General features: G+C 59.1%; 8 protein-coding genes. 6 read left to right on the top strand and 2 right to left on the bottom strand.

From position 1 onward, the window contains the following. Nucleotides 1–335: 335 nt before the first annotated feature. The 5 genes from aceE to msrA all read left to right on the top strand — a co-directional run bounded on the left by aceE (nt 336) and on the right by msrA (nt 10,413). Nucleotides 336–2,981 (top strand): pyruvate dehydrogenase (acetyl-transferring), homodimeric type, encoded by a 2,646-nt coding sequence (gene aceE / locus ACM6JQ_RS02790; protein WP_007915682.1) that lies wholly within the window; start codon nt 336–338, stop codon nt 2,979–2,981. Between the two features lie 11 nt (nt 2,982–2,992). Continuing rightward, nucleotides 2,993–4,951 carry a dihydrolipoyllysine-residue acetyltransferase gene (gene aceF, locus ACM6JQ_RS02785; RefSeq protein WP_414893187.1) on the top strand — a complete coding sequence of 653 codons (1,959 nt, stop codon included), beginning with the start codon at nt 2,993–2,995 and terminating at the stop codon, nt 4,949–4,951. Nucleotides 4,952–5,228: 277 nt separating this feature from the next. After that, nucleotides 5,229–6,626 (top strand): alkaline phosphatase D family protein, encoded by a 1,398-nt coding sequence (locus ACM6JQ_RS02780; RefSeq protein WP_007915680.1) that lies wholly within the window; start codon nt 5,229–5,231, stop codon nt 6,624–6,626. 243 nt (nt 6,627–6,869) lie between these two features. Beyond that, the gene (locus ACM6JQ_RS02775; RefSeq protein WP_414893186.1) at nt 6,870–9,566 is read left to right on the top strand and encodes a putative bifunctional diguanylate cyclase/phosphodiesterase; all 2,697 of its coding nucleotides are present in this window, start codon (nt 6,870–6,872) and stop codon (nt 9,564–9,566) included. Between the two features lie 181 nt (nt 9,567–9,747). Then, nucleotides 9,748–10,413 (top strand): peptide-methionine (S)-S-oxide reductase MsrA, encoded by a 666-nt coding sequence (gene msrA / locus ACM6JQ_RS02770; RefSeq protein ID WP_007915676.1) that lies wholly within the window; start codon nt 9,748–9,750, stop codon nt 10,411–10,413. Between the two features lie 163 nt (nt 10,414–10,576). Here msrA and ACM6JQ_RS02765 read toward each other — a convergent pair whose 3' ends face one another. After that, nucleotides 10,577–11,416: a 23S rRNA (adenine(2030)-N(6))-methyltransferase RlmJ gene (locus ACM6JQ_RS02765; RefSeq protein WP_414893185.1), complete on the bottom strand. Its 840-nt coding sequence runs from the start codon at nt 11,414–11,416 to the stop codon at nt 10,577–10,579. A 515-nt stretch (nt 11,417–11,931) separates the two neighbouring features. On the opposite strand from ACM6JQ_RS02765, the gene ACM6JQ_RS02760 reads away from it, so the two are divergent. Next, nucleotides 11,932–12,345 carry a hypothetical protein gene (locus tag ACM6JQ_RS02760; RefSeq protein WP_095113465.1) on the top strand — a complete coding sequence of 138 codons (414 nt, stop codon included), beginning with the start codon at nt 11,932–11,934 and terminating at the stop codon, nt 12,343–12,345. 108 nt (nt 12,346–12,453) lie between these two features. On the opposite strand, the gene ACM6JQ_RS02755 is transcribed toward ACM6JQ_RS02760, so the two are convergent. Next, a complete protein-coding gene (locus ACM6JQ_RS02755; protein ID WP_095113464.1) occupies nt 12,454–12,774 on the bottom strand; it encodes a hypothetical protein in 321 nt (106 codons plus the stop codon). Between the last annotated feature and the right edge of the window lie 172 nt (nt 12,775–12,946).

Raw genomic sequence — 12,946 nt, 5'->3', positions numbered from 1 at the left:
AAGCCGCTACCCGGAGGACTGTCGAACAAAAGTTAGAAATAGCTGAAATTTCTTTCTCTTTGGCAGCGAACATCAAAGTTTCACCTTTTTCGGATGGCAAAAGACCAACCTTAACGATTATTCTCACAACGCAGCCGGAGGCCACAAGCCATTCTTCTGTAGTTTTACTACTCGTCTATACATTCGAAAGGCTGAAATGCCGGAAGATTTGTAGTAAAACTACACGCCGCCGGAACAACCTATCGGCAATCCAAGAATTTTAAATCGTCTGCCCACAAGGCCAGTCGCAAACTCAGGCAACCGATTCTGGAAGCCTTTCCGCCCTGGAGCAAGCCATGCAAGACCTCGATCCCGTCGAAACCCAGGAATGGCTGGACGCCCTGGAATCGGTTCTCGACAAAGAAGGCGAAGACCGTGCTCACTATCTGATGACCCGTATGGGCGAACTCGCGACCCGCAGCGGCTCGCAGCTCCCTTACGCCATCACCACGCCTTACCGCAACACCATCCCGGTAACCCACGAAGCACGCATGCCTGGCGACCTGTTCATGGAACGCCGCATTCGCTCGCTGGTGCGCTGGAACGCGATGGCCATGGTAATGCGTACGAACCTGAAAGATTCTGACCTGGGTGGTCACATCTCCAGCTTCGCTTCCAGTGCGACCCTGTATGACATCGGCTTCAACTACTTCTTCCAGGCCCCGACCGACGAACACGGCGGCGACCTGATCTACTTCCAGGGCCACACCTCGCCAGGCGTTTACGCCCGCGCATTCATGGAAGGCCGCATCACCGAAGACCAGATGAACAACTTCCGCCAGGAAGTCGACGGTCAGGGCCTGTCGTCCTACCCGCACCCTTGGCTGATGCCTGACTTCTGGCAGTTCCCGACCGTATCCATGGGTCTGGGTCCGATTCAAGCGATCTACCAGGCACGCTTCATGAAGTACCTGGAACACCGCGGCTTCATCCAGCCGGGCAAACAGAAAGTCTGGTGCTTCCTGGGCGACGGCGAGTGCGACGAGCCGGAATCCCTGGGCGCAATCTCCCTGGCCGGCCGCGAGAAGCTGGACAACCTGATCTTCGTCATCAACTGCAACCTGCAGCGCCTCGACGGCCCGGTTCGCGGCAACGGCAAGATCATCCAGGAACTCGAAGGCGTGTTCCGTGGTGCTCAATGGAACGTGACCAAAGTCATCTGGGGCCGTTTCTGGGACCCACTGCTGGCCAAAGACGTCGACGGTATCCTGCAACGTCGCATGGACGAAGTCATCGACGGCGAGTACCAGAACTACAAAGCCAAAGACGGCGCGTTCGTCCGTGAACACTTCTTCAACACGCCAGAACTCAAGGCGATGGTTGCTGATCTGTCCGACGACGAGATCTGGAAACTCAACCGTGGCGGCCACGACCCGTACAAGGTCTATGCGGCGTACCACGAAGCGGTCAACCACAAAGAACAACCTACCGTTATCCTCGCCAAGACCATCAAAGGTTATGGCACCGGTGCCGGCGAAGCGAAAAACACTGCGCACAACACCAAGAAAGTCGACGTCGACAGCCTGAAGTTGTTCCGCGATCGTTTCGACATCCCGGTCAAGGACGAAGAGCTGGAGAACCTGCCGTTCTTCAAGCCAGAGCCAAACAGCGCCGAAGCCCGCTACCTCAGCGAGCGTCGCACTGCACTGGGCGGTTTCGTGCCTCAGCGCCGCGCACAAAGCTTCAGCGTGCCGACTCCGGACCTGGACACCCTCAAGGCCATCCTTGACGGCTCCGGCGACCGTGAAATTTCCACCACCATGGCGTTCGTCCGGATCCTCGCGCAACTGGTCAAGGACAAGGAAATCGGCCCGCGCATTGTTCCGATCATCCCGGACGAAGCCCGTACCTTCGGTATGGAAGGCATGTTCCGTCAGCTCGGCATCTACTCGTCCGTCGGCCAGCTCTACGAGCCAGTCGATAAAGACCAAGTGATGTTCTACAAGGAAGACCAGAAAGGTCAGATCCTTGAAGAAGGCATCAACGAAGCAGGCGCCATGAGCTCGTTCATCGCGGCCGGTACTTCGTACTCCAGCCACAACCAGCCGATGCTGCCGTTCTACATCTTCTACTCGATGTTCGGCTTCCAGCGTATTGGCGACCTGGCCTGGGCCGCTGGCGACAGCCGTACCCGTGGCTTCCTGATCGGCGGCACCGCCGGCCGGACTACCCTGAACGGTGAAGGTCTGCAACACGAAGACGGTCATAGCCACCTGCTGGCCGCGACCATCCCGAACTGCCGCACCTACGATCCAACCTACGGCTACGAGCTGGCGGTGATCATTCAGGACGGCATGAAGAAGATGACCGAAGAGCAACAGGACATCTTCTACTACATCACCGTGATGAACGAGTCGTACCAGCAGCCAGCCATGCCGGCCGGTGCCGAAGAAGGCATCAAGAAAGGCATGTACCTGCTCGAAGAAGACACCCGCGATGCGGCGCACCACGTACAGCTGATGGGCTCCGGCACCATCCTGCGTGAAGTCCGTGAAGCGGCGAAGATTCTGCGTGAAGAGTTCAACGTTGGCGCCGACGTGTGGAGCGTTACCAGCTTCAACGAACTGCGTCGCGACGGCCTCGCTGTCGAGCGCAGCAACCGTCTGAAGCCGGGCCAGAAGCCTAAGCTGAGCTACGTCGAAGAGTGCCTGAACGGCCGTAAAGGTCCGGTCATCGCGTCTACCGACTACATGAAGCTGTTCGCCGAGCAGATCCGTCAGTGGGTACCGTCCAAGGAATTCAAAGTCCTCGGCACCGACGGTTTCGGCCGCAGCGACAGCCGCAAGAAACTGCGTCATTTCTTCGAAGTCGACCGTCATTTCGTGGTGTTGGCAGCCCTGGAAGCACTGGCTGACCGTGGTGATATCGAACCTAAGGTGGTGGCTGAGGCCATCGTCAAGTTCGGCATCGACCCGGAAAAACGCAACCCACTGGACTGCTGAGGAGACATTTTGTGAGCGAACTCATTCGCGTACCTGACATCGGCAGCGGTGAAGGTGAAGTAATTGAACTGTTTGTGAAGGTCGGCGACCGTATCGAAGCCGACCAGAGCATCCTGACCCTGGAATCGGACAAGGCCAGCATGGAAGTGCCGGCCCCGAAAGCCGGCGTCATCAAGAGCCTGAAAGTGAAGCTGGGCGACCGTCTGAAAGAAGGCGATGAACTGCTTGAACTGGAAGTCGAGGGCGCCGCTGAAGCGGCCCCTGCTCCGGCTGCTGCTCCGGCTAAAAAGGCCGAAGAGAAACCGGCCGCCGCTCCTGCCGCGGCTGCGCCTGCCGCTGCTCCTGCTGCCGCTTCGGTTCAGCAAGTGCACGTGCCGGACATCGGCTCGTCGGGCAAAGCCCAGATCATCGAGATCCAGGTCAAGGTCGGCGACACCGTCGAAGCTGATCAATCTTTGATCACTCTGGAATCCGACAAGGCGAGCATGGAAATCCCGTCACCTGCCGCTGGCGTGGTCAAGGCCATCAGCGTCAAGCTCAACGACGAAGTCGGCACTGGCGACCTGATTCTGGATCTGGAAGTGGCGGGTGCTGCGGCCCCTGCTGCTGCCGCTCCGGCTCAGGCTGCTGCACCGGCCGCTGCGCCTGCTCCGGCAGCCGCGCCAGCAGCACCGGTTGCCGACAGTGTTCAGGACATCCACGTTCCGGACATCGGTTCGGCTGGCAAAGCCAAGATCATCGAAGTGTTGGTCAAGGCTGGCGACAGCGTTGAAGCCGACCAGTCGCTGATCACTCTGGAATCCGATAAGGCGAGCATGGAAATTCCATCGCCTGCCGCTGGTGTGGTGGAAAGCGTTTCCATCAAGCTGGATGACGAAGTCGGTACCGGCGACCTGATCCTCAAGCTGAAAGTCAAAGGCGCGGCCCCTGCTGCTGCCCCGGCTCCAGCTGCCGCTGCTGCTCCGAGCGCTCCGGCACCTGCCGCGGCTGCTCCGGCTGCCGCTGCACCTGCTGCTGCCGCTCCAGCCGCCGCACCGGCCAAGCCGGGCGCGAAAGTTCACGCCGGCCCGGCCGTGCGTCAACTGGCCCGCGAGTTCGGCGTCGAGCTGAACGCTGTCGGCGCCAGCGGCCCGCACGGTCGTATCTTGAAAGAAGACGTGCAGGTTTACGTCAAAGCGATGATGCAGAAGGCCAAGGAAGCACCGGCCGCTGCAGCGGGCGCAACCGGTGGCGCGGGCATCCCGCCGATTCCGGTCGTTGATTTCAGCCGTTTCGGCGAAATCGAAGAAGTGCCGATGACTCGCCTGATGCAGATCGGCGCGTCGAGCCTGCACCGCAGCTGGTTGAACATCCCGCACGTGACTCAGTTCGATTCGGCTGATATCACCGAGCTGGAAGCGTTCCGCGTCGCGCAGAAAGCCGTTGCAGAGAAGGCCGGCGTCAAGCTGACCATCCTGCCGCTGCTGCTCAAGTCGTGCGCGCACATGCTCAAGGAGCTGCCGGACTTCAACAGTTCGCTGGCGCCAAGCGGCAAGGCGATCATCCGCAAGAAATACGTGAACATCGGCTTCGCCGTCGACACCCCGGATGGCCTGCTGGTACCGGTCATCAAGAACGTCGACCAGAAGAGCCTGTTGCAACTGGCAGCCGAAGCCGCTGCGCTGGCCGCCAAAGCCCGCGACAAGAAGCTCACCGCTGACGACATGCAGGGCGCTTGCTTCACCATTTCGAGCCTCGGCCACATTGGCGGCACCGGCTTCACGCCGATCGTCAACGCGCCGGAAGTGGCGATCCTCGGTGTTTCCAAGGCAACCATCCAGCCAGTCTGGGACGGCAAAGCCTTCCAGCCGAAACTGATGCTGCCGCTGTCGCTGTCCTACGATCACCGTGTGATCAACGGCGCCGCTGCCGCACGCTTCACCCAGCGTCTGGGCAGCCTGCTGGCCGACATCCGCACGATCCTGCTGTAACTCGGTCGGCCCTCCAGCAACGGAGGGCCGATTGCTGCACCCTTTCGAGCGCCACACGCTCGTACCTCAACCCCGTCAGTTTGGCGGGGCTTTTTTTTGCCTGAAGAAACATACCCTCTCGTCTTTTTCCCACACGTCGCGCTGACATCGGCCACAACCCCGGTCGACTTGGCCCCGATCTTTTTTATTCGATACGCAACTAACCTAGCCCCAACCAATTCAACTAAGAAAAATTAGTAGAACCCTGTTAATCAAAGTTAACTCGAATGGATTCGACATGTTAAAACCAACTATCGGCCCGATTGTCGGCCACGTCACAACTGATCACGCGCGCATCTTCATACGGGGCGATCAGCAGAATAAATCACCGGTATTTGCCGCAGTGCGTTTTCGCAGTTCCGGTACACAACAATGGTCGAAAGGTAACTTCGCCCGCCTGAGCGAATTACGCGACATGTCTGAAGTATTCGCCCTCAACAATTTGAATAGCGACACCGAATATGAATATCAGGTCGGCTGGTTCAGCCCGATGAATCCGGTGCACACCCCGGACAGCGTCGCCGAACTGCCGCTGCAATGGCCACGAGAGATCTATCGTCTGCGCACCCGCTCCAGCAAAGCCCTGCAACCCAAAGCCTATATCGTCGGCTCCTGCCGCTACCTGCGCATGACCGCCGGCATCGCCTCCCTGCCGCAATTGGGCGATCGGATCTTCGCGTCCATCAACCAATTGATCGAGGGCATACAACCACCGATCAGCGCGGTATTGATGACCGGCGATCAAATCTACGTCGACGATTTGAATCTGCTTGCACCGGATCGCGAATATAAAGACATCCTGAGCAAGTACCGCGCGGCTTTTTCTCAACAGAATATAAAACGACTGATGGCCGGCACTTCGACTTACATGATTCTCGATGATCACGAAATCGAAGATAACTGGCCCGCCAATGCCAGCAAGTCCGACGGCGACTTATACCGTAATGCCATGGCCGCCTATGAGTTGTATCAGGCCAGTCACAGCCCGGCACATCCGCTGACAACTAACGGAGATATAGATCACGCAACACTCGAGCATTACTGGTATCAATTCAGCGATGGCGATATTGAATGGTTTGTGACTGACAGTCGCACCCGCCGCAACTTGTCAGCCGATGACCGACGCATCCTCGACGAGGCACAGGAACAGGCCTTGTTGAAATGGCTGAGCAACAGCGAGGCGCGGGTCAAGTTCGTGGTCACCAGCGTGATGTTCTATCCGGATCGCAAACTTCATGGCGATGACGCCTGGAAAGCCTTCCCCGAACAGCGCCTGCGCCTGCTGGAAACCATCCGCACCCAGCGTATCAAGAATGTCGTGTTTATTTCGGGTGACGTACATGGCTCGCTGACCGCTCGCCTGAGCCACAGCGAAGACCCGGACTTCGAAGTCCACACCGTGGTGTCCTCGCCGCTGTGCAACAGCAAACTGCTGCCGTACGCCAAAGCGTCCACGTTCATTCTGGATCAACCGCTAGTGCGCACGGCGGCGGGCGATTATCGGCATGAACTGACCAGCAGCGTGGTGAGTGAAGACAATTTCGCTCATCTGGTGGTCGAGGCGGGCCAGATTCAGGTCAATTACCACGACCGCGATGGCAAACGCCTGCAATCGATCACCCTCCCACTGCGTTGAATTGCCGGCCAAAAAGACGCCGTTGCGGGGCACAAACCGCTCTGCAACGGCAGTCTTTCAATGCAACAGGATTACTTTTTACCGCACGCTGGAGAAATCTTCAGCGCAGCCGACATATTCTTATAGCACTTGGCCTTCATGTCTCTTGTCAGTCGGTGCCGCAATGATGCAACCTTGCCGCAGGCAACAGTAAAGAGGGCGAGAGCCCGGCGCGTTCAGCATATTTCCAAGCGAGTTCCCTTCATGAAGAGCCAACCCGATGCCGCCAGCCGTATGGCGGCCGAGGTAGTGACGCAGTTGCCTGTGCCCTCGCGGCTCGGCATGCTGCGTTTCGAGCGCTTGAATGAAGCCAGTTGGGCCATGCTGTTTCTCGATCCCAACTGCGAACGCCAGTTCGGCCAGCCGGCCGTTGAGCTTTGCGCGCTGGTCGGCTCACCCTACGCCAGCCTGATGGAACCCGAAGCGCGCTATCAACTGCACGATGCGATTCAGCAACAGCTGACCGCCAGCCCGCATTATCTGGTGCGCTATACCCTGCACACGGCTGCCGGTGCGCTGAACATCCTTGAGTTGGGCGAAGCCTACAAACAGCACAATCGTCACCTGCTGCGCGGCTATCTGCTGGCGGTCGATCACGTCTTCGACGAAGTGTCGCTGCTACCCTCCGTCGATCTCGAAACACAGAATTCGCGCCTGCAAATCGCCCTCGAACTCAACCAACGGGCGCAGCAGGAACAACTGCAGCACCTGGAACGCGTACGCGCCCAACAGGACCTGATTCTGCTGCTCGCCCGTCAGCGCTACAGCACGCATAACTCGCTGCAGGAAGCCGCCGAGCTGATCACCCGCTGCGCCTGCGATATCTATGAAATCGACTGCGCCAGCCTGTGGAACCTCGAAGGCCAGCAGTTGGTGCCGATCTCCGCGTACCACCGCGCGACCCAGGAATACATCCTCCCGGACGTGATCGACATCAGCAGTTTCCCCGACTACATGGAAGCTCTGCACAGCAGTCGCGCCATCGACGCACACAACGCGATGCGCGACCCGCGCACCCGAGAGATGGCCGAGGCCCTGCGCCCGCGCGACGTCAACGCCATGCTTGATGCGAGCATTCGCGTCGATGGCCAAGTAGTCGGCGTGCTGTGCCTGGAGCAGACCGGCGTCACCCGCGCCTGGCAGTCCGACGAAATCGCCTTTGCCGGCGAGCTGGCCGACCAGTTCGCGCAAGTCATCAACAACCACAACCGCCGCACCGCCACCAGCGCCCTGCACCTGTTCCAGCGTGCGGTCGAGCAAAGCGCCAACGCCTTTTTGCTGGTCAATTGCGACGGCGTGGTCGAGTACGTCAACCCGAGTTTCACCGCGATCACCCAGTACACCACCGAGGAAGTCCACGGCCAGCGCCTGTCCGAGCTGCCGGCACTGGAGAACCTCAGCGAACTGCTGTTCGACGCGCCCTCGGCGCTGGCCAAGAGCAACAGTTGGCAGGGCGAATTCAAGAGCCGCCGGAAAAACCTCGAACCGTACTGGGGCCAGCTGTCGATCTCCAAGGTCTATGGCGACAACCGCGAGCTGACGCACTACATCGGCATCTACGAAGACATCACCCAGACCAAACTGGCGCAGCAGCGCATCGAGCGTTTGGCCTACACCGACAACCTGACCAACCTCGGCAATCGCCCGGCATTTATCCGTAATCTGGACGAACGCTTCGCCCGCGATAGCGATACGCCGATCAGCCTGTTGCTGGTGGACATCGACAACTTCAAACGGATCAACGACAGCCTCGGTCACCAGACCGGCGACAAACTGCTGATCAGCCTGGCCCGACGCCTGCGCAACAGCCTGAGCCCAAGCGGCAGCCTCGCGCGGTTCGCCAGTAACGAATTTGCCGTGTTGCTGGACGACACCGATCTTGCCACCGGCCAGCAGATCGCCAACCAATTGTTGGCGACGCTGGATAAACCGATGTTCGTCGACAACCAGTTGATCAGCGTTACCGGCTCGGTCGGCCTGGCCTGCGCGCCGCTGCACGGTCGTGATCCGCAAACGCTGATGCGTAACGCTGGCCTGGCGCTGCACAAGGCCAAGGCCAACGGCAAACATCAGGTGCAAGTCTTTACCGAAGCGCTGAATGCCGAGGCCAGTTACAAACTGTTCGTCGAGAACAACCTGCGCCGCGCCCTGACCCAGAATGAGCTGGACGTGTTCTACCAGCCCAAGCTGTGCCTGCGCAGCGGGCGCCTGCTGGGCATGGAAGCGCTGCTGCGCTGGAACCACCCGGAACGCGGCATGATCCGCCCGGACCAGTTCATCAGCGTCGCCGAAGAGACCGGCCTGATCATTCCGATCGGCAAGTGGATCGCGCGCCAGGCCTGCCGCATGAGCAAGGCACTGACCGCCGCCGGCATGGGCAATCTGCAAGTGGCGATCAACCTGTCACCCAAGCAGTTCTCCGATCCGGATCTGGTCGCCTCGATCGCCAACATCCTCAAGGAAGAAGCGCTGCCGGCCTATCTGCTCGAACTGGAACTGACCGAAGGCCTGCTGCTGGAAGCCACCGAAGACACGCACTTGCAGCTCGATCAACTCAAGCGCCTCGGGCTGACGCTGGCCATGGACGACTTCGGCACCGGTTATTCGTCGCTGAGCTATCTGAAAAAATTCCCGATCGACATCATCAAGATCGATCGCAGTTTCATCCACGAAATCCCCGACAACCAGGACGACATGGAAATCACCTCGGCGGTGATCGCCATGGCGCACAACCTGAAACTCAAGGTTGTGGCCGAAGGCATTGAGACCGCCGAGCAACTGGCGTTCCTCCGTCGTCATCGTTGCGACGTCGGCCAGGGTTACCTGTTCGACCGGCCGATCCCCGGCGCAGAACTCATCCAAGCGCTGAAACGCTACCCGCGTGGCCCGCTCTGCCTCTAACTCCCGCCGCCCCTCATGTAGGAGCTGCCGCAGGCTGCGATCTTTTGATCCTGTTTTTCAAAGACAAGATCAAAAGATCGCAGCCTTCGGCAGCTCCTACATTGGATAGTGCGAAGTCGGGCATCATTCGGCACACTGGCGGTCTGACTTTTTACATCCAACCTGACTGAGAGGAACGATCATGGTTCTGCGCTCGGAAATTCTGGTGAACAAAAACGTGCTCCCGACTAAAGAACAAGCTCTGCCCGGCCGCGAAACCGCGATGACCCTGCCTGAAAAGCACTTCGTCTTCGAACAAACCCCGCTGCTTGGCCCGTTTTTCCAGGACGTCGACTTTGCGATCTTCGGTCTGGGCTGCTTCTGGGGCGCCGAGCGCCGTTTCTGGCAGCGTGAAGGCGTGGTCAGCACGGTCGTCGGTTATGCCGGTGGTTTCACGCCGAACCCGACCTACGAAGAAGTCTGCTCGGGCCTGACCGGCCACGCGGAAGTGGTACTGGTGGTGTATGACAAGGCCAAAGTCAGCTATGAAGAGCTGCTGGCGATGTTCTGGGAACTGCACAACCCGACGCAGGGCATGCGCCAAGGTAACGACATCGGCACGCAGTACCGCTCGGTGATCTACGCGACTTCGCCTGAGCACCTGGATGCGGCGCTGAAGAGCAAGGCGACCTATCAGGCTGAACTGTCGAAGGCGGGTCTGGGCGAGATCAGCACCGAGATCGAACAGGCGCCGACCGTGTACTTCGCCGAGGCGTATCACCAGCAGTATCTGGCGAAGAATCCTGAGGGTTACTGTGGGATTGGCGGCACCGGCGTGTGCATGCCAGCGAGCCTGGCGGGTAACTGACCCACCGGCCGATCGTTCCCACGCTCTGCGTGGGAACGCAGCCCGGGACGCAGAGCGTCCCAACGGCGGACGCAGAGCGTCCATTGAGGCATTCCCACGCAGAGCGTGGGAACGATCGCTGTAGGAGCTGCCGCAGGCTGCGATCTTTTGATCTTGCCGTTGATCAACTCTCGGCAATCAACCAGTCCATCTGCCACCCGCCCTGGGTCTGCCCCAGCTTCTTCGACAACCACGGCAGCAACTCACGCAATTCTTCCTCCAGCCCCCACGGCGGATTGGCAATCGCCATGCCCGAGCCGTTCAGGCTGTTCGGCGTATCCAGCGGATGCACCAGCAGCTCCACGCGCAGCAACTTCGGCGCACCGGTGCCAGCCAGATCCTGATAGAACCTGCGCAATGCACGCTGATCCTTCACCGGATACCAGATCGCCGCCACGGTTTGACGCATGCGGCCAATCGCCTCTTTCAACGACGCCGCGCAACGCTGCATTTCATCGAGCTGCTCGAACGGCGGATCAATCAGCATCACCGCACGCTTCTCCTGCACCGGCAACATCGCCCGTGCCACGTGCCAACCCTCGCCCAGATGCACTTTGACCCGACGATCACCGGCCATGTTGTCCTTGAGCAGTACGCCGTCTTCCGGGTGCTTCTCGTTGAGCATCAGCCGATCCTGCGGGCGGGTCAGGCGCCGCGCCAGTTCCGGCGACCCCGGGTAGTAGCGCAACTGGCCATCCGGGTTCATCTCGTGCAGCACCTTCATGTAGTCGGCGGTCAGCGCTGGTAAATCCGGCTGATCCCACAAGCGCGCGATGCCTTCCAGGTACTCACCGGTACGGTTGGCCTGATCACCCTGCAAGTCATACAGACCGATGCCGGCGTGCGTGTCGAGATAGGCAAACGGCTGCTCCTTGCGCGACATCAGGGCGATGAGGCGGGTCAAGGTCAGGTGTTTGAACACATCGGCGTGATTGCCGGCATGGAAGGCGTGACGATAATTCATGGCTGCTCCTGCGAAGGGCGCAAAGTTTACCTTTTACCGGGCGGCAAGTCAGGGGTTGGCGGCTGAGCGGACAAAAGCCTTTCCCTCACCCTAGCCCTCTCCCGGAGGGAGAGGGGACTGACGGTGGTGATCTTGCGAGTTACATCGACCTGAAAGATCGGCGTGATCTCAGGCTTGGCCAAGCGAAGATCAGCGCGGAAGTCGCAAGTCGGCGTTCATCGTCCAGACAACTCGGTCAGTCCCCGAAACAACACCACCATCCAGGCTTGGCCAAGCCAAGTTCACCACTGAAGTCGCAAGTCGGCGTACACCGCCCAGACAACTCGGTCAGTCCCCGAAACAACACCACCATCCAGGCTTGGCCAAGCCAAGTTCACCACTGAAGTCGCAAGTCGGCGTACACCGCCCAGACAACTCGGTCAGTCCCCTCTCCCTCTGGGAGAGGCCTAGGGTGAGGGGCTTTGCTTTTATGGCGTTAAACTGGCTAACCATGAACGACAGGACGTCAAAAACTCATGCGATATCTGATCATCTGCTTATTCAGCCTGCTTAGCCCATACCTCGCCCTTGCCGACGAAACCCACATTGAGCAGGCACGCCAGACACTTAAGAACTACGGCCTGAGCCACTGCATTCTGAAGCCATTCAACGAGCGCTCCGCGCTGGAAAAAGACATTGCCCTGTCCGCCAATGCCTATTCCTTCATGGGCAAAGGCATGCATTCCATCCTGCAAAATGAAGACACGCTGCAAGTGCTACACGATCCCTACAAAGAAACCCGAAACTACGTGTTGGCGGCTTACGAGCAGACACCTTCAAACAGCAAATACTCGAATGAAAAAGTAGTGTTTTTTGGGTGCATGAAGGTCTACAACTCCGATGCGTTCAACAGCTTTATCAACTCTCAGGATGCGTACATCCCTGACTGACTAACTGATTTCCTTCAACGTCAAAAGATCGCAGCCTTCGGCAGCTCCTACAGGGCGAACGCCAGTCCCGTGTAGGAGCTGCCGCAGGCTGCGATCTTTTGATCTTTTTCAGGCAGGCATGCTGCGCAGGCGCCTGCCGATGACATCAAGCACATCACAGCCGTCGCGCAAGGGGATCACGCAGAGCTGGGCGAAGTCGCTGAGGATGACGGAGTCGCATTCGACCGAGCCGCGCATGCACATGTTTTCCAGCACCTGGATCACGGCGCGCAGGCGATGGTTGGCGGCGTCCATGAGGATGTCGAGGGGCACGTGGGTGTCGATGAACAGCGTAGGCATGTCGCTGCAATTGCCGGTCAGGGCCATGAAGCGGTTATCGGGATGGGGGATGATTTTTTCGTAGGGTGGAGCCGTTCGTATTGTCGTCATTTCTATCTTCCATAGAGTGTAAAAATGAACTGCCGCATTCCTTCCTACGGGATTGGGTGGCAGCCGTGCACGGGAGTAGGAAACCGACCCATGGAATTCGGCCACGCCGAAGCGTGTCCCGCACACAGCCGCCGCTGACGACATTGCTCACACAAGTTACGTGCCGCAATTC

This window comes from Pseudomonas sp. IT-232MI5 (assembly GCF_949767845.1).
Lineage (GTDB): Bacteria > Pseudomonadota > Gammaproteobacteria > Pseudomonadales > Pseudomonadaceae > Aquipseudomonas.
This window is presented reverse-complemented; position numbering and strand designations above follow the sequence as displayed.

Bases quoted from the DNA above. Each gene is read 5' to 3' on its own strand.
- ACM6JQ_RS02765 (WP_414893185.1), bottom strand. From the start codon at position 11,416: ATGAATTATCGTCACGCCTTCCATGCCGGCAATCACGCCGATGTGTTC.
- ACM6JQ_RS02760 (WP_095113465.1), top strand. From the start codon at position 11,932: ATGCGATATCTGATCATCTGCTTATTCAGCCTGCTTAGCCCATACCTC.
- ACM6JQ_RS02780 (WP_007915680.1), top strand. From the start codon at position 5,229: ATGTTAAAACCAACTATCGGCCCGATTGTCGGCCACGTCACAACTGAT.
- ACM6JQ_RS02755 (WP_095113464.1), bottom strand. From the start codon at position 12,774: ATGACGACAATACGAACGGCTCCACCCTACGAAAAAATCATCCCCCAT.
- aceE (WP_007915682.1), top strand. From the start codon at position 336: ATGCAAGACCTCGATCCCGTCGAAACCCAGGAATGGCTGGACGCCCTG.
- ACM6JQ_RS02775 (WP_414893186.1), top strand. From the start codon at position 6,870: ATGAAGAGCCAACCCGATGCCGCCAGCCGTATGGCGGCCGAGGTAGTG.
- msrA (WP_007915676.1), top strand. From the start codon at position 9,748: ATGGTTCTGCGCTCGGAAATTCTGGTGAACAAAAACGTGCTCCCGACT.